This is a genomic window from Arthrobacter sp. ZGTC212 (genome assembly GCF_002929255.1).
In the GTDB taxonomy this organism is placed as follows: Bacteria; Actinomycetota; Actinomycetes; order Actinomycetales; family Micrococcaceae; genus Arthrobacter_B; species Arthrobacter_B sunyaminii.
On record NZ_PJIJ01000001.1, the window covers coordinates 247,950 to 268,465 of the forward strand.

Sequence of the window (20,516 nt, forward strand, 5' to 3'; positions counted from 1 at the left end):
CCTGCGCCTTCGGGCGCAACCTCAGACGGCATTCGCCGTCGAGCCCATCCCGTGGAATGATCCACGGGCTCCACCAGACATAAGGAGCTCCACGATGGCTAAGGCTGAACTTCGCAAGCCCAAACCAAAGTCCAATCCCTTGAAGGCCGCTGACATCACTGTCATCGACTACAAGGACGTAGCATTGCTGCGCAAGTTCATTTCCGACCGCGGAAAGATCCGCGCCCGTCGCGTAACTGGCGTAACCGTGCAGGAACAGCGCAAAATTGCACAGGCAATCAAGAATGCCCGTGAAGTTGCTCTCCTGCCGTACTCCGGCGCTGGCCGCGGCTAAGGAAAGGAACCTAAACACATGGCAAAGCTCATTCTGACCCACGAAGTAACCGGTCTCGGCGCTGCCGGCGACGTCATCGAGGTAAAGGACGGTTACGCACGTAACTTCCTGCTGCCCCGTGGCTTCGCTCTGACCTGGACCAAGGGTGGCGAGAAGCAGGTTGAGTCCATCAAGGCTGCCCGCGCTGCCCGCGAGCACGCTTCCCTGGAAGATGCTCAGAAGCAGGCTGCTGCACTCTCCGCCAAGCCGGTCACCCTGACCGTCAAGGCCGGCGAGTCCGGACGCCTCTTCGGCACGGTCAAGCCCGCCGACGTTGCTGCTGCTGTTGAGGCTGCCGGTCTCGGCACCATCGACAAGCGCAAGGTTGAACTGCCGACTCACATCAAGTCGGTTGGCTCCTTCCAGGCCAACGTTCGTCTGCACGACGACGTTGCTGCTGTCATCGACCTCAACGTCGTAGCCAGCTAGTAATTCGGCCGTCAACACGCCCTGAGGGCGTGTAGCGCGTCAGCGCCCTCCGCGTTAGCGGGGGGCGCTTTTGCATGCCCGGAAGCCTCAGCGGACGTTGTGCACCCCTGGGCGGCCACACCGCGGCGTGTCTGTGGATATCGGCTGTGGAAAATTGCCTGCCCGCCGGGGATAACTTCACCCCATAGGCCTGTTTTTATCATCTGTCAACCTGAAACCAGGTGATGAATGTTGACGAAAAATACCTCCTATACACAGGTGTGGATGAACGTTTCCCCATGTCAGAGCCATGTTTTGAGAGAAATTAATAGTTTATCCACACCCTTATACCCAACCTGTGCACAAGACACGCCCAGTTATGAACACCTTGTCCACAAGGCTTGTGGATAACTCGTTTGGGAGCAGGCGGTTTCAGGACTACGGTTGCGGGTGAATCCCTCCTATTCGACTCCTTGCCCCTTACCGGGACGGTGCCGTTGGACCGGCAGCCGCCGCACACGAAAGTGTCACCGCGGCGGGATAGACCTGAAGCAGCTGCCCACCGGGCAGGGATCGCACCACAGCAGTACCTTGGGAAAGGGTTACACAGTGTCGCTCACGCATACTGACTCACCGGCATCGAGTTCGGGCTCCGACTTTGCGCGGACACCGCCGCAGGACCTGGTTGCCGAGCAGTCGGTCCTGGGCGGCATGATGCTCTCCAAGGACGCCATCGCCGACGTCGTTGAGGTCCTGCGCGGCATTGACTTCTACCGCCCTGCGCACGAGTCCATTTTCGAAGCCATCATTGACCTGTACGGCCGCGGCGAGCCCGCGGACGCCGTCACCGTGTCGGATGAACTCACCAAGCGCGGTGAGATTGGCCGCATCGGCGGGCCCGCGTATCTGCACACCCTGATCCAGTCGGTTCCCACCGCTGCCAACGCCGGTTTCTACGCGGAGATTGTGCGTGAACGTGCGGTCCTCCGCCGGCTTGTGGACGCCGGCACCAAGATCGTCCAACTGGGCTACTCCAGCGACGGCATGGAAGTCGACGACATCGTCAACGCTGCCCAGGCCGAGGTATACGCCGTGGCTGAGCGCCGCACGGCCGAGGACTACGTACCGCTCAAGGACATCATCGAAGGAACGGTGGACGAGATTGAGTCGGCCGGCCACCGCGGCGAAGGCATGACCGGTGTGCCCACCGGCTTCTACGAACTCGACGAGCTGACCCAGGGGCTGCACCCCGGACAAATGATCGTCATTGCCGCCCGTCCGGCTGTCGGTAAGTCCACGTTCGCGCTGGACTTCGCCAGGTCCGCGGCCATCAAGAACAACATGACCACTGTCTTCTTCTCGCTGGAAATGGGCCGCAACGAGATTGCCATGCGCCTGCTTTCGGCCGAGGCAACCATCGGGCTGCAGGACCTGCGCAAGGGAACCATCAAGGACGAGCAGTGGGGCAAGATTGCCACCACCATGGGCCGGATGAATGACGCCCCGCTGTTCATCGATGACAGCCCGAACATGTCCCTGATGGAGATCCGGGCCAAGTGCCGCCGCCTGAAGCAGCGCCATGACCTCAAGCTGGTGGTGTTGGATTACCTGCAGCTGATGTCCTCGGGCAAAAAGGTGGAGTCCCGGCAGCAGGAAGTTTCGGAGTTCTCCCGTGCGCTGAAACTGCTGGCCAAGGAGTTGGAAGTGCCGGTGATTGCGCTCTCCCAGCTGAACCGAGGCTCTGAGCAGCGCACCGACAAGAAACCCATGGTGTCCGACCTCCGTGAATCCGGCTCCATTGAGCAGGACGCCGACATGGTCATCCTGCTGCACCGTGAAGACATCTATGACAAGGAATCCCCGCGCGCCGGCGAGGCAGACGTCATTGTGGCCAAGCACCGCAACGGGCCCACCAAAACCATCGTGGTGGGCTTTCAGGGCCATTACTCCCGCTTCTCCAACATGGCGGTGGAGGGCGGCTCAGGCTTCTAGCCGCCGCCCGACTAGAATTGGTGCTGCCGGTCGGCCCCGTGTCCGCTCACGGTGCCACCCCCGACCAGCCGTATCCAAGGAGTTCCGTGCCCAAGTCCAAGCCCCGCAAGAAGGCAGTCGCCAAGAAGAAGCAGGCCCGCCGCGCCGAGCATGAAACGAACCGGATTTTCGGCAACACCGAATCCTTTACCAGTGACGAGGGTGAGGCTCTGCTGACGTCCCGCGGCTGGATCAGCGAGCGGAACCAGCCCGGCGGCGCGCTCGACGGCGACGCCTGGTACTGGATGCCGTCACAGCTGCCCGCCTATCTGGAGGAGGGCGAGCCCGTGCCGACGTCCGTCTTCCCGCTGGAAACCGGATTCGTGAGCCAGCTGGCGACGCCGGACGGTTCCGTCCCGCCCGAGGCCCAGACCGAATACGGGTCCCTGGAAGAACTCGTTGCCGACCTGGACCGGCTGGAGGCCTACCGCGTTCCGGAGGGAACATGGACTGTCCTTGGCGGCGGCCCCGGCCCGGAGGAAACCCCCGATGACCTTATCGACACCATTGCCGAAGAGTGGGAGCTGATCGCTGAGCTGATCCACTTCCCGTACACGGCCGAATCCGAGCCGCGGTCCTTCGAGAACGTGGTGCAGGCACACGCAGAGAGCCGGCTCACGGACTATGCCTACCAGTCGGTCCTCGCCGGCAGGGGATTGTCCGCCCCCGGCGCTGACAGCTGACGTCCGCAGGAACCGCAGAGGCTGCGGGACGCCCGGTTTCCGGGGGCGTTACAGCCCGGAACCCGGTGTGGGCGTAGCGTTCCGATCCCGGCTGGACGCCAGCTGCCAGGGAACGCTGGCCACCATGATGCCCGGTTCAAAGTGCAGGCGGGCCTTCATGCGCAGCGCGGTCTGGTTGTGTACCAGCTGCTCCCACCAGCGCCCTACGACGTACTCGGGGATGTAGACCACAAAGAGTTCACGGGGAGAATTCCGCCGGGCCTCGCGAAGATACGTGAGTACGGGGGACACAGTCTCGCGGTACGGGGACGACAGCACGGTCAGCGGCACCGGGATCTGCATCCGGTCCCACTGCTCCATCACCCGCTTGGTGTCTTCGGGGTCGATGTCCACAATGATGGCGTTCAGGCTTGAAGGGCGCGACGCGCGAGCGTAGGCCAGCGCCCGCAGGGCGGGTTTGTGGACCTTGGATACCAGGATCACGGCATTGACCCGCGACGGCAGTGCGAGGCCCTGCACGTCGTCATCCACGGCCAGTTCCCGGGCTACCGAGTCATAGTGGGACCGGATGAGGAACATCAGCAGGTACAGCATGCCCATGGCCAGCAGGGCAATCCAGGCGCCGTGGGTGAACTTCGTGACCAGGACAATCACCAGAACCAGCGCGGTCATGCCGAACCCGACGGCGTTAATGATGCGGGAGCGCTTCATGCCGCGCCGCGCGTCCCGGCTTCGTTCCGTACGCAGCCGGGCCGTCCAATGCCGGATCATGCCCAGCTGGCTGGCTGTGAATGAGACGAACACTCCGACAATGTAGAGCTGGATCAGCCGGGTGACATCGGCGTCAAAAAGCAGGATCAGAACCAGTGCACCCAATCCCAGGGCCACGATGCCGTTGCTGAAGGCGAGCCGGTCTCCGCGGGTGCGCATCTGACGCGGCAGGAAGCCGTCCTTGGCAAGGATGGAGGCCAGTACGGGAAATCCGTTGAAGGCGGTGTTTGAGGCAAAGACCAGGATCAGTCCGGTGGCGGCAATCACGATGTAGAAGGCGAGGCTGCCGTCACCGAAGATCGTTTCCGCGAGTTGGCTGATGACCGGATGCTGCACGTATTCAGAACCGACCGCGCTGCCGTCATAGATCAGCTGGGTGGCCGGATCCTGTACGACGCGGACGTTGGTGGCGTTGGCCAGCGCCAGGATTCCCGCCAGCATTGCCGCCGAGATTCCACCCAGGAGCAGCAGGGTACTGGCCGCATTGGTGCTTTTGGGCTTGCGGAAGGTGGGAACTCCGTTGCTGATTGCTTCCACCCCGGTCAGGGCCGCCGCCCCCGAGGAGAAGGCCCGCAGAAGCAGGAACGCGCCGGCCAGTCCCACCAGGCCGCTGTCCAGTCCCGATTCCGGCACCAGGTCAAAGCCTGCCGACGGCGCCTGGCCCAGGCTGCCGGTGGCTGCCTGAAACGCGCCAATAGCGCACATGCCCAGCACCGAGGCCATGAAAACGTAGGTGGGCACCGCGAATACCGCTCCCGCTTCACGGATGCCGCGCAGGTTGACCAGGACCAGGACGGCCACGCCAACGGCGGCAATCGGTGCCTGGAGTCCGTTCAGGGCAGGCACCGCCGTTATCAGATAGTGGGAGGCCGAGGACATCGAGACGGCGACCGTCAGCACGTAATCCACCAGCAGTGCCGAAGCAACTGTCAATCCGGCGGGCTTGCCCAGGTTGGTGCTGGCAATTTCGTAGTCCCCGCCGCCGGAGGGGTAGGCATGGACGTTTTGCCGGTAAGACGCCACTACCGTCAGTAGGACGATGATCACAGCAAGACCGACCCACGGTGAGAGCGTTACCGCAGTGACACCGGCGAGGGCCAGGGTAAGCAGAATTTCGTCCGGAGCGTAAGCTGCGGAAGAGAGGGCATCGGAGGCGTAGACCGGCAGTGCGATGCGCTTGGGAAGCAGGGTGTGCGCCAGCCGTTCATTGCCGTAGGGGCGCCCGACCAGAACGCGTTTGAGCGCATTGAAGAATGTCAGCACGAGGTCAAACCCTAGACCTGCCGCTGGCACGCTGTCTAGAAACGGCAGGTGGAGCGGCCTGAAGCAGGCGATCAGCCGTCGATCGCGGTGCCCCGGGTCAGACAGTTTTGCGTGACCGATATCAATTTGTTATCTAAGGGCAGTTGCCCTAACGTGGTTAACGGTTCAAAAAACGAACCCCGCCGGGCATCCAAGTCCCGGCATCAGGCGGGCGCCGTTCCAGGTGCCGCCGCAGCGCTCGGTGCCTCGAGCCATCTCACGTCGCCACATCGTCAGGCACCGTACCATGACCTCGATTCGTCAGGGGGTTGGCGACGGCGTAAGGAAGCCCTGGGAAGGGTGGAACGCAGGTGGGCCCTAGGAGCAGCCAATACCAATGACCAAGTCTAAGATCAGCCGAACCGTGCGCCGGGGACTCGCAGTAGCAGCCATCTCAGGTGCAGGCGTAGCACTGACCGCAGCACCGTCCCAGGCTGCCGACGCAAGTACATGGGATGCACTGGCACAGTGCGAGAGCGGCGGTAACTGGGGCATCAGCACCGGTAACGGATTCTCCGGGGGCCTCCAGTTCCTTCCGAGCACCTGGGCAGCCTACGGCGGCACGGGTGACCCCGCCTCCGCCAGCCGCGAACAGCAGATCGCCGTGGCAGAGCGCGTTCTCGCCGGCCAGGGCTGGGGTGCATGGCCCGCCTGCTCCGCCAAGCTCGGCCTGTCCGGCGGTGCCACCGGCTCGGTGAGCACCCAGAGTCAGACCACCGTTCCGGAGCAGACCCAGCAGTACACCGCGCCGCAGACCACGCAGGAATACGTAGCCGAAGCTCCGGTCCAGCCGGAAACCCAGGTTGCCCCTGAGGCTGTCGTGCCTGAGACTCCGGTGCTGCCGGAAGCCCAGGTCCAGGAGCTCGCACCGGTGCAGACCCCTGCTCCGGCGGTGAGCGGTGAGACCTACACCATCCAGCCCGGTGACACGCTCTCCGCCATCGCGGAGAAGCTGGGTATTGAAGGTGGATGGCAGGCGCTGTACAACGCCAACGCCGACTCGCTCATCCACCATGACCTGATCCTCACCGGCCAGGTCCTGCAGTTGCCGGCCTAATGAAGGTCTAAGCCGGATTCCCGGCATCGCTAGGGAACCGGAAAATGACAGTGTGAAGGCGCTCCGCCATCGGCGGGGCGCCTTCACACGTTATATAGGGATGATGCATCAGGGATGTCTCCGCCGTTCAGCCACCGGCCACGGACGCCAGGATCAAAACCTCGCAGCCCGGGGGCACCTGGCTGTCCAGGCCGTTGAGGGCACGCAGTTCTTCGCCGTCGAGATACACGTTCACGTAGCGGCGAAGCTTCCCTGCCTCATCCCGGATCCGGCGTTCCAACCGCGGATAGTCGGCGGCCAGCCCGTCCAGCAGGGCGGCTGCAGTCAGTTCCGGGCCCGCGGGGCGGACGAGTTCGCGCTGCCCTCCGGCATCGGCTGAGAGTGCGGCAGGAAGAACCACGCGGACCGGCGGCGCTGTCATCCCAAGGAACCCGCCGGCACAATGCCGGCCCGAACACAGAGCACGTCCGGAAGATTGCCGGCAATGAGAGAGAAGCTGTCCCCTTCGTCGGCGCTGCCGAACACCTGCCCGCCGCGGGTGCCGAAGTACACTCCGGCAGGATCGGCGCTGTCCACAGCGGCGGCATCACGCAGCACCGCGTTGAAATCGGTCTCGGGAAGACCGTCGTCGAGCCGCGTCCAGGAATCCCCGGAGTCCGTGCTGCGGTACACCGCCAGATGTCCCTCAGGGGCAATGCGCTCGCCGTCGGCCTTCAAGGGGATAGTCCAGATGGTGCCGGACCTGGTGGGATGCGCCAACATGACAAAACCGAAATCCGCCGGCAGCCCGTCCGCAATGGATTGCCACGAATCGCCCGAGTTGTCAGTGCGGTACACGCCGTGGTGGTTCTGGGCGTACAGCCGGTCAGGATTACCTGCATCACGAGCCACTTTATGCACGCACTGGCCGTACTCCGGATTAGGATCGGGAAGAAAATAGGCGCTGATGCCGGTGTTGCGCGGTATCCAGGACGCTCCGCCGTCGTCGGTCCGGTAGACGCCCGCGACGCTGATCGCCACGTGGACGGTGTCATCGTCCGGGCTGGGCAGAACGGTGTGCGCGGCTGCTCCGCCGAACCCGGCCCCCCACCCGCTGCGGTGCGGGTGGTCCCAGAAGGGCTGGTTCATCTCGAAGTGCTCTCCGCCATCGGTGGATTTCCACACGGAAATGGGTTCGGCACCTGCCCAGACCACGCCGGGGCGCCCGGCACTGTCCGGCTGCAGCTGCCAGACCCGCGTGAGCCCTTCTCCGGTGTCCGGCGGGAACCGGACCGCGCCGTCCTCCGGCTCACTCCAGGTCTGCCCAAGGTCATCGGAGTGGACCACGCACGGGCCCCAGTGCCAGTCCATGATGCCCGCGAGGATCCGCGGAACCGGACCCCGGGTATCCAGGGCCACGGAAGCAACCTCTTCCATCAAAAAGTGCGGCCCGGTCAGGTTCCAATCACGCCTGTCGGTACTGGTCGCCAGCCACAAACCCTTGCGTGTTCCGATGGCCAGGACGGCAGTGTCCCCTTCATTCATGCAGGTATTGGACCATGGACCCGCGGCACGGACAAGGGCATGCCGAAAGGTTCGCGTGGAAATCCGGGCGGGGGTCCGGTAGGTATGGGATATGGCTTTCCTGTCTCCGTCCCGGCCCGCAGCGCGATGATCTATATCGATCCGCCGCGGTGGCCCGCCCATGGCACGGTGTTTTCACATCTGGTTTCGGACACGTCGCTGTCTGAGCTCCACGCCTTCGCCGCAGCCGCCGGGATCAGCACCCGTGCCTTCGACCTGGACCACTATGACGTACCGCGGCACCGCTACCGGGATCTGGTGGCCAGCGGGGCGGTGGAGGTCGACGGCGGCATGCTGGTGCGCGTGCTCATCCGCAGCGGTCTGCGGATCAAGGCGCGGGAGCGCAATTCCTCACTCGTGCATCCGCTTCTGGCCCGCTGGGACGTGCTGGTTCCGGGTGTGCGCGAGGTTGGCATGGAACTGCTCAACCGCTGGGGCGAACCGCACCGCCGCTACCATGACCGGCGGCACCTGCTCGCGGTGCTGGAAGCAGCGGAACAGCTCTCCGGGGAGCCGCCGCGGACGGTGCTGCTGGCCGCCTGGTTCCACGACGCCGTGTACCGCGGCGCCGCCGACGACGAGGAGAACTCAGCTTCCCTCGCCGGAAGCCTGCTCGCTGAAGCCGGAAGCCCGGCGCGGGAAATCCGTGAGGTCCAGCGCCTGGTCCAGCGCCTGGTCCGGCTGACGGCCGGCCACCGCCCGGAACCCGGGGATGTGTCGGGTGCGCTGCTCTGCGATGCAGATCTGTCGGTCCTGGGCCGAAGCCCGGAGGCTTACCGCCGGTATCTGGCTGATGTTCGGCTGGAGTATCCGCATCTGAATGATGCAGCCTTCGAAGCGGGCCGCCGCCGCGTGGTGGCCGACCTGCTGAAACTCGATCCGATCTTTTCCGCACCCGTTGCCCGCGCCCGCTGGGAAGAGCAGGCGCGCAGCAACCTCATGTCCGAAGGGGAACTGCCGCAGCGGGTCTGACCGCGGTGCAGGCTGGGAGGGGGAGGGCCTACAGTTTGATGGTGCGCAAGGGGACAGAAACAGGAGCGGGAAGCAGCAGGGACCAGCCGTGGGCCGGGCACGCCAAAGGCAGCCGGGGTTACCGGGGTGTGCTGATTGGTCTGGCCGCGGCCGGCATGGCCACCTTCGCGCAGCTGTACTCGGTGCAGGGGATCCTGCCCGGAATGGCCCGGGACCTGGACATCACCGCATCGTCCGCCGCGCTTACGGTCTCGGCTGCAACTTTGGGCCTGGCTGCAGCAGTCATTCCCTGGTCAGCTGCAGCGGACAGGTTTGGCCGGTTGCCCGTGATGCGGCTGGCGATCATCGCGGCGGTGGTGCTGGGTCTGGTGGTGCCGTTCAGCCCCGATCTGCCCGTGCTTTTGGTGCTGCGGTTCGCCGAAGGGGCGGCCATGGGCGGGATTCCCGCTGTTGCCCTGGCTTACCTTAACGAGGAAGTATCACGCGTCCACGCCGCCGTCGCGGCCGGAAGCTACGTTTCCGGCACCACCATCGGCGGGCTGGCCGGGCGCCTGGTTGCCGCTCCGGTGGCCGATGCGGCGGACTGGCGCGTCGGCGTCGGCGTCGTCAGCCTCCTGGCCGCCGCCGCCGGTATCGTGTTCATGCTCACCGCTCCGAAACAGCAGGGATTTGCTCCGCTTCGCCGGTCCGATCCGGGTCCGGGACTGGGCGGGCGCCTGCTGGCCAATCTGCGCAACCCGCGGCAGCTGAGCCTGTATCTGCAGGGGTTCCTCCTGATGGGCGGCTTTGTGGCGGTCTACAACTATCTGGGCTTCCGGCTCGGTGCCGCGCCGTTTTCGCTGCCGCAGAGTGTGGCCAGTTTCCTGTTCCTGGCCTACCTTGCCGGTACCTGGTCCTCGCGGTCCGCCGGAGTTCTCGCCGGCCGGCTTGCCAGCCGCGGCGGCCGCAAAACGGTGCTGCTGGGTTCCATTGCCGTCATGGCCGCCGGGCTGGCCTTCACGCTTACTGCGTGGCTGCCCGCAGTGATTGCCGGGCTGGTGGTGTTCACGGGCGGATTCTTCGCTGCCCACTCCATTGCCTCCGGCTGGGCGCCGTTCCTCGCCACTGCGGGCCGGGCCCAATCCTCGTCGCTGTACAACCTCTTTTACTACGCCGGATCGAGCCTGCTGGGCTGGGTCGGCGGCATCTTCTTTCAGACCTGGGGCTGGGCCGGACTCAGTGGATTTGTGGGCGCCCTGATGGCTCTCGCAGCCGGAACCGCTGCCGTGGTGCTCACGCCGGAGTCAGGCACGGGTTCCACTGCTGATTCAGCCGGCGCGGCCGGGCCACCCGGAGGACCGTAAACTTTGAAGGTGGGCACTCCAGCACAAACCTCCGGCTCCTCCCTGGGCCGGCGCATCCTTGCCTTGGCCGTACCCGCACTCGGTGCGCTGATCGCCGAGCCGCTGTTCCTGATCGCGGATTCCGCCATCGTGGGCCACCTGGGCGTCAATGAGCTGGCCGGCGTGGGCCTGGCATCCACCGTGCTGCAGACCGCCGTCGGCCTCATGGTTTTCCTGGCCTACTCCACCACCGGCACCGTGGCCCGGCACCTGGGCGGCAACCGCCACCGCGAGGCCGTGGCCGCCGGCCGGGACGGCATCGGGCTGGCCCTCATCCTGGGGGTGCTGCTCTCCGCCGCCGGCATCCTGGCTGCGCCCGCCCTCGCCACCGCGTTGGGGGCAACCGGGGAAGTGCACGCCTTCGCCGTGGATTACCTGCAGTATTCGATGCCGGGCCTGACAGCAATGCTCGTCGTCCTGGCCGCCACCGGAGTGCTCCGCGGCCTGCAGGACACCCGCACTCCGCTGGCGGTCGCCGCCGTGGGCTTCGGCGTCAACATCGGGCTGAACTATCTGCTGGTGTACGGCTTCAACCTTTCAGTGGCCGGGTCCGCGCTGGGCACCAGCATCACCCAGTGGGGAATGGCCGGCGTCTATCTGCTTCTGGTGGGACGGATGGTGCGCCGGGCCGGGGTGCCGCTGCGTCCCTCGGCCGCCGGAATCCGGGCTACCGCCCACGTTGGCTCCTGGCTGATGCTGCGCACGCTTAGCCTGCGCCTGGCCGTGCTGGCCGCTGTGCTCGTCGCCACCGCCCAGGGGCCACAGTCCCTCGCCGCCCACCAGCTGGTCATGACCATGTTCACGTTCCTGGCCTTTGCCCTGGATGCCCTGGCGATAGCCGCGCAGGCGCTCATCGGGAAGGAACTTGGCGCCGGCAACCGGGCACTGGCACGGGAGATGACCCGCCGGATGATCCGCTGGGGTGTGGGCTTCGGCGTCATCACCGGAGCGCTGCTGGCGGCCGCCGCTCCCTTTGCCGGATGGATTTTCACGCCCGACGCCGGGGTGCAGTCCGCGCTCACCGCGGGATTGTGGGTGCTGGCCGCGTCCCAACCAATCTGCGGGCTGGTTTTTGTGCTCGACGGCGTACTCATCGGTGCCGGTGACGCCCGGTACCTGGCGGTCACGGGGGTGCTGAATCTTGTGGCCTACCTGCCGCTGCTGTGGTGGGTCCACGCGTCGGGGCTGGAGGGCCCGGGCGGGATTGCCTGGCTGTGGGCGGCCTTTGCCCTCGGCTACATGAGTGCACGTGCCGTGACCCTGACCTGGCGGGTGCGCCAGGATGCGTGGATGGTCACCGGGGCGGCACCGGGCGCCGTAAGCGACTAAGCTTGTGGATGGCCAACCGGCCACACGATTGCGCAGACATGAAAGCGGAGGCTCGGCAGTGGGCGATTCCAACCACGGCACCCCGTGGGTACCAATCCTCCTACGGTCCGCAACGGCGGCTGCCTTTGCCATCCTTACGGTTTTTTGGCAGTCACCCGGCGTGGGCGTACTCTCCGTTGCCGGCGGCCTGTACCTGCTGTTGACGGGGGTGTCCGTCTGGCGGATGGCCGTCCTCGCGGGCACCAGCGGTGAACCGCGGATCCGCAGCCTGCAGCTGCTGGAAGCCGCCGGCTACGCACTGGCAGGCCTGGCCGTCCTGGCACTTCGGTCCGTTGAAGCGTTCCTTGCAGCTGCCGGCCTGGCCCTGGTGGTGGGGGGCGTCGTCGAACTCTACCTCTGGGCCAAGTCCCGCAAAACGTTCCTGCCCGCACGGGACTGGCTGATCACCGGGGCAGTGAGCCTGGGAACGGCCCTGATCCTGGCTGTCGTCCAGCTGATGGGCCTCGGGGCACACGCAATGCTGGGGGTCACCGGCGGTTCGGCGATCATCATTGCCGTGATGCTGGCAACGTCGGGACTCGGTGCCCGGTGGGATGCCCGGTCACATGGCAGCGGCCAGCCGAGCCAGTCGCCCGCCATCCGACAAAAGCCGTAAACTAGACAACTCCGGTTCTACCTACTGTAGAACTGAGAACATTCAACGCAGCAGGAGGAACAATAGTGGCGAACAGCTCATCCGGAAGGCCGCAGAAGCGGAACTCCGTGAAGGCCCCGCTCATTTTCTCTGCCGTGCTGGCTGTGATTGCGGGTGTTGCCACCATGATCTTTGCCACCGGCGGCGCCGAGAAGGAACTGCGGGTGGATCTGGGTCTCACGGCTGCCGGAATCGCGTTCATCGCCTCGCTCCTGATCTGTTCGCTGCTCCTCATGACGGAAAAGCCGAACCCGGACCACCTCAGCGAAGGATCCGGCGTACACCGCAGCTCCGCCAAGATTCCCGGTGGGGCCGGTTCCATCGGCGCCCCCGGCTCAGCCACCGGGCCAAAGGCCGGGGAGGGCACCGCCCGGGAGAGCAGCAAAAGCACGCAGCCGGAAGCCGGCGGCGAATCCCGGCCTGCTGACCCCACCGCCTAGTCAGTCGCCGCCCCTTAGCGGCGCCGCTTACGCTGCTTTCCTCCGGGGTCTTTAACCGGGGGAGCGGGGCTTTCAGATGCCCGCAGGTTCTCGGGACCATCAAGCATCCTGCCGAGTCCGGCGAGCTGGTCCCGGTCCTCGCGATCCGTCACCCCTGACCCGGGCTGTGCGGCGGCGGATACAACAGTGCCGCGCCGGCCCCGTATGACAAGCAGGCCTCCAAGCGCGACGGCGGCAAGGCCGGAGGCCAGGGCCAGCATCAGCATGGCGTAAAACCAATAGAGCGCGAGGTTCGGAGGCGCCGATAGGGGAGGCGTCAAAAGGCCGGTAAGGCAGGCGAGCCAGTACGCTGCGCAGCTGCCGATGATGATCCAGGCGGTCCGGGATGGAAGGGACAAGAACAGGTTCTGCAGCTTCTGATCCATGAACAGGTCCTAGGAAGAGGCCGTGGTGCCGTCTGCTCGACGCCCTCAAGTCTAGGCAGGCCCAACCGGACCGGACCAGCCAGTTGCCCGTTTACGGTCCGTTTGTGGCGAGGGGGGTTGCGGGGCCGCTGGACTCCTCCACAATGACCTTTACCGCCCCGGTAGGCTGCTGGGTAGCTACGGCATCGGTCAGGGGGTGGACCTGGTCTGCCGGAACTCGGACCGTGATGCTTCCGGTCCGTCCGCTGGTGCCGAGCCAGTGCAGCTGGACCTGCGGAGCCGAGTCCGTGCCCAGCCAGGTCTTGAACGCATCCACAGCATCCCTGAGCTGGTCAGCCGTGAACTGGGCCAGGTGGGGAACGGCTCCGGCTTCCGTCACTGCCGCTTCGGCTTCCGGGGTGGTAACGGCCACGTGAAGTTGGTTGTCCTCGATCCAGGCATCGGAATATGCGGAACCAAGATCGGTTTTCAGCTGTGTGTGCAGCTGCAGGAGCTGGGTCATGTTTTCATCCATTGCTGTGTCGGGGCCAGAGGGAGTGGCCGGAACGGCGCCCGTCGTCCCGGCGGCGGTGCTGTCCGGTGCGGCAGCGGTTGCCGGGGTTTTGGAATTCGCTGATGAGTCTGCGCCCGCGGAAGCCGGGGATGCAGAGGGCCCCTGAGACTGTGGATCCTGCCCGCAGCCGCTGAGGAGCAACAGGACAGCGGTGGCCAGCGCCGCAACCGGTGCCGCAGCCGCGCCGCGGGTCTTTTTCGGGATGGACATCTTGCCTCCTGGGTTTCCAAGTACGAAATACCAAAGCGGGCCCCGGCACAAGGCCGGGACCCGCTTTGGTATTTTCACGCTAGCCGCAGATTAGGCGTCCTGCATCCGGCGGCGGTTCATCAGAAGGGCGCTGATGCCACCGATGGTGAGCAGTGCGCCTGCTCCGGCAAAGAGACCCATGCCGGCAGCGCCGGTATCGGGCAGGCCGTCACCGTTGTTGTCCGGTGCGGGTACCGGTGTGGGGTCGCCCGGCTGGGGAGCTACGGGCGGTGCCTGCTCTTCGATGACAACTGCCTTGACCGTGAAGGCCATGTCAGTGGAGGCAGAGGTTGCACCTGAGAGCTGCTGCACGGCGGAAACCGTGTAGTCACCCGCAAGCAGGGCGGGGAAACCGTTGACGCTCCAGCTGCCGTTGTCGGCAACAGTTGCAGTCAGTGTGGTGTCACCGATCGTTACGGAGATGTCCGCCTGGGCGGTACCTGTGCCGGACAAGCCGCTGGGGGTGGAGCCCTCAGCGAACTCCTGGCCGTTTTCGATCGAGGTGATGATCGGCTTGTTCAGGATGACGGAGAAATTAGACGTCGCCGCGGGGGATGCAAGCTTGCCCGCGACTCCGTCCTGCGCCGCGGTGACGGTGTAGTCGCCGTAGGACAGTGCGTCCTCGAGCTTGTACTCCCAGTTGCCGTCGGCGTCGACGGTGGCGGTTCCTTCTTCGTCAACGGCTTCGACGGCGAGTGTTTCCGCGGTGTCTGTTTCCTCGGCGTCTTCGACAGTCTTGTTGCCGGAGACCTTCACAGTGACCTTGGCGGTCGCAGCGCCGGTGCCCGTGATGGTCGTGAGCGAATCGGCGATCTGTGCGTCGGCAGCCGGGTTGGTGATGACCGGAGCAGCCAGCGGGGCTTCCTTAACGGTCAGTTCGTAGGAGACAGCCTTGGACTTGTTGTGGCCGTTGATGGCCTGGACCTTGAACTCGAACTTGCCGCCTTCGGGAACGGTGGCCGGAGCCGGGAAGCTCCAGGTTCCGTTCACGACGTCGAGGTCCGCGGTCTCACCGTTGACGGTGAGCTTGACCGTGCTGCCCGCCGGAGCCGTGCCGCTGATGGCCGCGTCGGTCAGAACGGTGCCCTTGTCCTCATGCGAAGTCAGAGCCGGCGCGTCAACGAACACGGCAACGGAGTAGCCGGGCAGGCGCAACATGCCGTCGGAAAGAGTGGTGGAGAAGAAGTAATTTCCATCCTCGGGGCCGGCACTGACGAGGCCCATGGCATTGGAACCGGAAATCACGGATCCGCCGGAGTCACCCGGTGCCGCGTTCTTCTCATGCATAGTTGATTCAAAACCCCATACGCCGCGGGCTCCATCTGCGGCGCCCACGTAGAACTCGCCGATGGCGGAGACGTCACCGCAGCTCCAGCCGGTGGTGCGGCCGGACTTGCACATCGGAGCGCCGACAACGGGGTCGGTGGTTCCGGTGACCTTGACGGTGTCGGCCGTCAGGTCCTGCGGATTGGTCCACTGGGTGACCTCGGGCAGCAGGTCAAGGTCACTGTTGATGCCGTTGATGACACCAATATCGGTGCCGATGTTCTCCGTGGAGCCGACCTCGGTGGGTGAATTGTTCTCGCCGCCGAACTGAGAGAATCCCCAGGTGCCCAGGTCGGAACCCAGCGAAGGCTGGGTGCCGTTGCCTGCGGGGTCGTCTGCCGGAATTGTAAGGATGGTGTCCGTGGCCTGGCCGTCATCGGCGCAGTGTCCGGCGCTGATCACGGCGGGAGCACCTTCGGCATTGAAGGCGTTGAAGCCAATAGAGCACGATCCGCCGGAGTTGCCGGTGAAGGTGGCGTAGCCGTGACCGTTAACAACGTCCTCCAGGGCATTGGCCGGACCGGACGCGTCGATGACTGTAACGCTGGGATTGTTCTTGGCGAAGGCATCGGCCGGAGTGGTTCCGGCTGCTTCGGCAAGGCGCTCGGCGAGCAGCGAACCATCAACAACAGCGGGCGCAGCTTTCTTCGCCTTGATGACATAGCCCTCAGCCGTCAGCATGATGGACTGCAGGCCTTCCACACCGACGCTGGAGATGTATTCGGTGCGAAGGTTCCTAATGACTTCGCGGGGGTCGCCCGCGAGGCTTACCGGAGCAGCGATTTCTTCCTCTGCCGCCGGTTCTTCGGCAGCTTCGGTCGGCTCGGCACTGGGAGCCCCGGTGGCTGCCTCGGTGGCCTCAGCCTCCGGCTCGGCGGCCTCAACATCGCCTTCTTTGGCTGCGGGGGCCACCAGAGTGGCATCCAGCTCGAGGGCGAGGGCCTCAAGGGCCTCTCCCGAACCGGTGATGACAATCTTGCCGTCTTCGATGACAACGCTTACGAAGCCTTCGGTGGCCTGGAGCCTGGGAAGGGCATCTGCTGCCTTTTGGCCCAGCTCGCCGGCTGCCTCGAATTCCTCGACTGTCATGCCGAGGTCGCGCAGAAGGGCTTCGGCCAGGCCGGGAGCCAGGGTTCCTGCCTCTTCGGCGGGAGCTTCTTCAGCGGGAACGGCCTCTTCGACAACCGTTTCTTCAACGACGGTCTCGTCAACCGGCGCTTCGGCGGTTGCGGTGGCTGGTGTGATGTCCGGCTCTGCGGCCGGAGAGGCGATGGCCGGCGAAGCGATAAACGCTCCGCTCACCGCCAGTGCTGTTGCGGCGCCCAAGGCGCCCACGCGTTTGTAAAACGCGCTCGAGTTGTCCTGCAATTGAAACCCCCATTTTGTACTGGCACAGACCGCATCTCCGTAATTGGCACAGGGGTAACCCTGGCCGGAACATCGCGGAATCGAGACTGTGTTGAATAGCCGTTCGCCGAGACGGCGGACGAAGCTCAACGTGATCATAGCTTCAGGTGACTAAACTAACAAGACCACTTACCAGTTTTGGGGAGAGTGGAGGCAAGAAAGCTGCGGGCGTCAGCGGGCGGCCTTCTGTGTTGCCGCCCGCCGGCTGCGGTAGGAGCGAACATGCTCTCGGTTTCCACAGTTTCCCGTGTCGCAGTAACGCTTGGACCGGTTGCGGGTCAGGTCGAGGATGACCGCCGTGCAATCCGGAGCGGCACAGGTTCCGAGCCGGTCCAGCTCGCCGCCGCGCAGGACGTCCGCCAGCGCCATGGCAGCCTCTGTGGCCAGCCGTTCCTCCAGGGGCGCCGCGGGCGAGGTGCAGTGCAGATGCCATCCCCACTCGTCGTGGCGAACCACCTGCGGCAAAGCGCGGGCGTTGCGCAGCAATTGGTTCACGCCGACTGCCAGGCGCTCTTCGTCCGCGGTCCACAGCTGACGCAGTCCGGTCCGGAGATGCCGGACCGCTCGCAGTTCCGCAGCGGTGTGCGTGCGGGACCCGCTGAAACGCTCCCGGGCCAGGAACACGTCCAAATCGGCAGGGGTGAGCAGGGCATCGGGACCGGTTGCTGCGGTGTTGATAAGCGCTGCCGCCGTGCTGAGCGAGTCCGCAGTGTCATGTCCTAAAGCCATTATGATTCCTGACATGTTGGTAACAGGTCTTCTCAGTGTAATGGTCTAGGGGTCAGAATGAACCTGACAGGTCCCGAGGGACTCTCTTCTGCTCTCTTGGAGGCATCGTGAAACGTTACGCGGGCAAGGAGCCCACGATGGCTGACAGTTCCGGGAGCACCGGAGGGAAGCCGGGCAGCACGGGCATTGCGGTTGCCCTCTTGTCCTCTGCCGTCTTTGGTCTCTCGGGGTCGTTTGCCAAATCTCTGCTGGAAACGGGGTGGACGTCCACTTCGGCCGTTGCTGTCCGCATGGGCGGTGCCGCCCTGGTGCTGTTCATCCCGGCGCTGCTTGTGCTGCACGGCCGCTGGCATCAGGTCCATGAGAACTGGAAAACCATCCTTGCGTTCGGATTCATTGGCGTCGCGGGCTGTCAATTCTTCTACTTCAATGCAGTGGAAAGGTTGTCAGTAGGTGTGGCGCTGCTCCTGGAGTTCCTGGCACCCGTGCTCATGGTGTTGTGGATCTGGGCCGCCACGCGGCGGCGGCCCGGGCTGAAGACCATCGGCGGAGCCCTGGCGGCAATCGCCGGACTTGTGCTCGTACTGGACATCGGCGGGGAGGTGCAATTGGATCCGGTGGGTGTCCTCTGGGGCCTGGCGGCGGCAGTGTGCCTTGCCATCTACTTCTTCCTTACCGCCAGGCAGAACGACTCCCTGCCGCCGCTCGTGCTGGCCACCGGAGGGATGATCGTGGGGGCGGCCACCATGGTGGTGCTGGGCGCCGTGGGCATTCTTCCCACCGGTTTCAGCACCGGCGACGTGGTGCTGGCCGGCCGGGTGGCCCCGTGGTGGGTTCCACTGGCGGGTCTGGTGCTGTTCTCGACGGTGCTGGCCTATGTCACCGGGATTGTGGCAGCACGGACCCTCGGATCCCGCGTGGCCTCCTTTGTGTCGCTGACCGAAGTGCTGTTTGCGGTGCTCTGGGCCTGGCTGTTCCTGTCCGAACTGCCCGGCACCGTGCAGCTGATCGGCGGTGCCCTGATTGTGCTGGGTGTGGTGCTGGTTCGCTCCGACAAAACCGCCGGTATGCCCGGGGAGGCTTTGCCGGAGCCGGACCCGTCGGCCTGAGGCCCGCCGCCCGGTTGCACGCTGCGGCGGGCCCGTCGACTAAACCTGCGGTTCGACCTGCGCCTCGTTCGCACCCGCTGCAGCATCCACCCGGATCTCGCGCTTGAGGATCTTGCCCGTGGGCCCCTTGGGCAGGGCGTCGGTCAGCAGGACCCGCCGGGGATACTTGTAGGCTGCCAGCCGGTCCTTGGCGAAGTCACGGATCTCAGCGAGCAGCGCTGCCCGGGCACCGTCGTCGGCAGGCAGGACGTCCTCCTTCAGGCCCACCACTGCCACAATTTCCTCACCGTGCAGTTCATCGGGGACACCAATGACGGCAGCTTCCGCGACGGCGGGATGCTCGTACAGCACCTCCTCAACCTCGCGGGGATAGACGTTGTAACCTCCGCGCAGAATGACGTCCTTCTTGCGGTCCACAATGTAGATGTTTCCGGCCTCGTCGACCCGGCCCAGGTCTCCGGTGCGGAACCAGCCGTCCGGAATGGCCGCCTGCGTTGCCTCGGGGTTGTTCCAGTACCCCTTCATCACGCCGGTGCCCTGAACGGCAAGCTCGCCCACTTCCCCCACCGGCACATCAGCGCCGTCCTGGTCCACCACGCGCACCAGCATGCCGTCCACCGCCTTGCCGATGGAGCCGGCCATGCGGTCCGGGCCCGGCAGATTGAAGGAGACCACGGGTGAGGTCTCGGAAAGGCCGTAGCCTTCCAGCAGCTGAGTGCCGAAAACCCGTTCGAACTCATGCAGCACCTCCAGCGGCATGGCCGAGCCGCCCGTTATCGCTCCGCGGAGAGTGGAAACATCAGTCGCAGCCAGGTTCGGATGACGCAGCATGCCCACGTACATGGTGGGGACGCCCTCAAAGATGGTGACGCCGTCGCGCTCAATGATCTCCAGTGCCTTTCCGGCATCGAACCGCGGGAGCAGGCTGATCGAGGCACCGGCCATGACCGCGGAATTCAGCGCTGACGTCTGACCGAACACATGGAAGAACGGCAGTCCGCCGAAGATGACGTCCGATTCCAGGGTGTGCAGCAGGTTCCGTGAGATCTCAGCGTTGCTGACCAGATTGTTGTGTGTCAGAGCGGCGCCCTTCGGCCGTCCCGTGGTGCCCGAGGTGTAGAGAATGACGGCGATGTCCTCCCCGTCCACGTCCTGCACCTCAATCACCGGGTCAGCCTCAGCCAGCAGCTGCAGAAAGCCGCCGGCATCCACGGGGATAACCTCGATGCCGCCGGCTTCCTCGGCGCCGCCCACTGCTTCGGCGGCAATACCCTCCCAGGCAAAAACCAGCTTCGCGCCGGAATCCTGCAGGTGATAAGCCACTTCGCGTGCTTTGAGAAGCGGATTCATGGGCACCACCACGGCGCCGTAGCGAAGCACCCCGTAGTATGCGAAAGCCATTTGGGGAATGTTGGGCATGATCAGGGCAACCCGGTCTCCCGGTTCAATCCCGCGGTCCGCGAGGACGCCGGCGACTTTTGCGCTCATGGCATCGAGCAGCGAATACGTGACCGTGGTGTCATCGAGTTTCAGGACCGGGAGGTCCGGAATCCGGGCTGCCGTATCGGTGAGAATTCCGGCGAGGTTTTGCATGAAGATCTCCTTTGACCAGACATGGAACGCAGGTCAGCATCCAACTGGCCAAATGGGTGACCAGCATCACATACTGAGCGGTATGTACGCAGTGTAACCTGCCCGGACATCTTCCGACGG

The 20,516-nt window shown here is 64.9% G+C and carries 19 protein-coding genes; 11 read left to right on the forward strand and 8 right to left on the reverse strand.

The features are described 5' to 3' along the window. Positions 1–94: 94 nt before the first annotated feature. The 4 genes from rpsR to CXQ89_RS01265 all read left to right on the forward strand — a co-directional run bounded on the left by rpsR (position 95) and on the right by CXQ89_RS01265 (position 3,495). Complete coding sequence (gene rpsR / locus CXQ89_RS01250) at positions 95–334, forward strand: 30S ribosomal protein S18 (RefSeq protein WP_003800144.1); 240 nt, start codon at positions 95–97, stop codon at positions 332–334. Between the two features lie 18 nt (positions 335–352). Beyond that, the gene (gene rplI, locus CXQ89_RS01255) at positions 353–802 is read left to right on the forward strand and encodes a 50S ribosomal protein L9 (RefSeq protein WP_104053440.1); all 450 of its coding nucleotides are present in this window, start codon (positions 353–355) and stop codon (positions 800–802) included. Positions 803–1,390: 588 nt separating this feature from the next. After that, the gene (gene dnaB / locus CXQ89_RS01260) at positions 1,391–2,773 is read left to right on the forward strand and encodes a replicative DNA helicase (protein WP_104053439.1); all 1,383 of its coding nucleotides are present in this window, start codon (positions 1,391–1,393) and stop codon (positions 2,771–2,773) included. A gap of 86 nt (positions 2,774–2,859) precedes the next feature. Then, positions 2,860–3,495: a hypothetical protein gene (locus CXQ89_RS01265; RefSeq protein ID WP_104053438.1), complete on the forward strand. Its 636-nt coding sequence runs from the start codon at positions 2,860–2,862 to the stop codon at positions 3,493–3,495. Between the two features lie 48 nt (positions 3,496–3,543). On the opposite strand, the gene CXQ89_RS01270 is transcribed toward CXQ89_RS01265, so the two are convergent. Continuing rightward, on the reverse strand, positions 3,544–5,529 hold the full coding sequence (locus tag CXQ89_RS01270; protein WP_104160020.1) for an APC family permease: 1,986 nt from the start codon (positions 5,527–5,529) through the stop codon (positions 3,544–3,546). 376 nt (positions 5,530–5,905) lie between these two features. Between CXQ89_RS01270 and CXQ89_RS01275 the strand changes: the two genes are divergently transcribed. Next, complete coding sequence (locus CXQ89_RS01275; protein ID WP_104160021.1) at positions 5,906–6,625, forward strand: transglycosylase family protein; 720 nt, start codon at positions 5,906–5,908, stop codon at positions 6,623–6,625. Positions 6,626–6,752: 127 nt separating this feature from the next. On the opposite strand, the gene CXQ89_RS01280 is transcribed toward CXQ89_RS01275, so the two are convergent. Both CXQ89_RS01280 and CXQ89_RS01285 read right to left on the reverse strand, forming a co-directional pair. Next, the gene (locus CXQ89_RS01280) at positions 6,753–7,046 is read right to left on the reverse strand and encodes a MoaD/ThiS family protein (protein ID WP_104053435.1); all 294 of its coding nucleotides are present in this window, start codon (positions 7,044–7,046) and stop codon (positions 6,753–6,755) included. Continuing rightward, positions 7,043–8,149 (reverse strand): glycosyl hydrolase, encoded by a 1,107-nt coding sequence (locus tag CXQ89_RS01285; protein WP_104160022.1) that lies wholly within the window; start codon positions 8,147–8,149, stop codon positions 7,043–7,045. Before CXQ89_RS01285 ends, CXQ89_RS01280 begins: the two co-directional genes overlap by 4 nt. Positions 8,150–8,233: 84 nt before the next feature. Between CXQ89_RS01285 and CXQ89_RS01290 the strand changes: the two genes are divergently transcribed. From CXQ89_RS01290 to CXQ89_RS01310, 5 genes are all read left to right on the forward strand, one after another. Continuing rightward, positions 8,234–9,160 (forward strand): DUF4031 domain-containing protein, encoded by a 927-nt coding sequence (locus CXQ89_RS01290; RefSeq protein WP_258059777.1) that lies wholly within the window; start codon positions 8,234–8,236, stop codon positions 9,158–9,160. Positions 9,161–9,198: 38 nt separating this feature from the next. Beyond that, positions 9,199–10,503 (forward strand): MFS transporter, encoded by a 1,305-nt coding sequence (locus tag CXQ89_RS01295; RefSeq protein WP_104160023.1) that lies wholly within the window; start codon positions 9,199–9,201, stop codon positions 10,501–10,503. 9 nt (positions 10,504–10,512) lie between these two features. Beyond that, positions 10,513–11,871: an MATE family efflux transporter gene (locus CXQ89_RS01300; RefSeq protein ID WP_104160647.1), complete on the forward strand. Its 1,359-nt coding sequence runs from the start codon at positions 10,513–10,515 to the stop codon at positions 11,869–11,871. Positions 11,872–11,929: 58 nt separating this feature from the next. Next, complete coding sequence (locus tag CXQ89_RS01305) at positions 11,930–12,526, forward strand: hypothetical protein (RefSeq protein WP_104160024.1); 597 nt, start codon at positions 11,930–11,932, stop codon at positions 12,524–12,526. Positions 12,527–12,591: 65 nt separating this feature from the next. After that, positions 12,592–13,005: a hypothetical protein gene (locus CXQ89_RS01310; protein WP_181032194.1), complete on the forward strand. Its 414-nt coding sequence runs from the start codon at positions 12,592–12,594 to the stop codon at positions 13,003–13,005. 14 nt (positions 13,006–13,019) lie between these two features. Here the strand turns inward: CXQ89_RS01310 and CXQ89_RS01315 are convergent, their stop codons facing one another. From CXQ89_RS01315 to CXQ89_RS01330, 4 genes are all read right to left on the reverse strand, one after another. Next, positions 13,020–13,430 (reverse strand): hypothetical protein, encoded by a 411-nt coding sequence (locus CXQ89_RS01315; RefSeq protein ID WP_104053431.1) that lies wholly within the window; start codon positions 13,428–13,430, stop codon positions 13,020–13,022. 91 nt (positions 13,431–13,521) lie between these two features. After that, positions 13,522–14,193, reverse strand: a complete 672-nt coding sequence (locus CXQ89_RS01320; RefSeq protein WP_104160025.1) for a hypothetical protein — start codon at positions 14,191–14,193, stop codon at positions 13,522–13,524. 90 nt (positions 14,194–14,283) lie between these two features. Beyond that, positions 14,284–16,926 (reverse strand): VCBS domain-containing protein, encoded by a 2,643-nt coding sequence (locus tag CXQ89_RS01325; RefSeq protein ID WP_181032195.1) that lies wholly within the window; start codon positions 16,924–16,926, stop codon positions 14,284–14,286. A 210-nt stretch (positions 16,927–17,136) separates the two neighbouring features. Next, positions 17,137–17,694 (reverse strand): CGNR zinc finger domain-containing protein, encoded by a 558-nt coding sequence (locus tag CXQ89_RS01330; RefSeq protein WP_104053428.1) that lies wholly within the window; start codon positions 17,692–17,694, stop codon positions 17,137–17,139. Between the two features lie 137 nt (positions 17,695–17,831). On the opposite strand from CXQ89_RS01330, the gene CXQ89_RS01335 reads away from it, so the two are divergent. Next, entirely contained in the window at positions 17,832–18,803 is a 972-nt protein-coding gene (locus CXQ89_RS01335) for a DMT family transporter (protein ID WP_104053427.1), read from the forward strand. Between the two features lie 39 nt (positions 18,804–18,842). On the opposite strand, the gene CXQ89_RS01340 is transcribed toward CXQ89_RS01335, so the two are convergent. After that, positions 18,843–20,396: a long-chain fatty acid--CoA ligase gene (locus CXQ89_RS01340; protein ID WP_104160027.1), complete on the reverse strand. Its 1,554-nt coding sequence runs from the start codon at positions 20,394–20,396 to the stop codon at positions 18,843–18,845. Positions 20,397–20,516 lie beyond the last annotated feature (120 nt).

Bases quoted from the DNA above. Each gene is read 5' to 3' on its own strand.
- rpsR (WP_003800144.1), top strand. From the start codon at position 95: ATGGCTAAGGCTGAACTTCGCAAGCCCAAACCAAAGTCCAATCCCTTG.
- rplI (WP_104053440.1), top strand. From the start codon at position 353: ATGGCAAAGCTCATTCTGACCCACGAAGTAACCGGTCTCGGCGCTGCC.
- CXQ89_RS01275 (WP_104160021.1), top strand. From the start codon at position 5,906: ATGACCAAGTCTAAGATCAGCCGAACCGTGCGCCGGGGACTCGCAGTA.
- CXQ89_RS01280 (WP_104053435.1), bottom strand. From the start codon at position 7,046: ATGACAGCGCCGCCGGTCCGCGTGGTTCTTCCTGCCGCACTCTCAGCC.
- CXQ89_RS01285 (WP_104160022.1), bottom strand. From the start codon at position 8,149: ATGAATGAAGGGGACACTGCCGTCCTGGCCATCGGAACACGCAAGGGT.
- CXQ89_RS01290 (WP_258059777.1), top strand. From the start codon at position 8,234: ATGGGATATGGCTTTCCTGTCTCCGTCCCGGCCCGCAGCGCGATGATC.
- CXQ89_RS01295 (WP_104160023.1), top strand. From the start codon at position 9,199: ATGGTGCGCAAGGGGACAGAAACAGGAGCGGGAAGCAGCAGGGACCAG.
- CXQ89_RS01315 (WP_104053431.1), bottom strand. From the start codon at position 13,430: ATGGATCAGAAGCTGCAGAACCTGTTCTTGTCCCTTCCATCCCGGACC.
- CXQ89_RS01320 (WP_104160025.1), bottom strand. From the start codon at position 14,193: ATGTCCATCCCGAAAAAGACCCGCGGCGCGGCTGCGGCACCGGTTGCG.
- CXQ89_RS01330 (WP_104053428.1), bottom strand. From the start codon at position 17,694: ATGGCTTTAGGACATGACACTGCGGACTCGCTCAGCACGGCGGCAGCG.
- CXQ89_RS01335 (WP_104053427.1), top strand. From the start codon at position 17,832: ATGGCTGACAGTTCCGGGAGCACCGGAGGGAAGCCGGGCAGCACGGGC.
- CXQ89_RS01340 (WP_104160027.1), bottom strand. From the start codon at position 20,396: ATGCAAAACCTCGCCGGAATTCTCACCGATACGGCAGCCCGGATTCCG.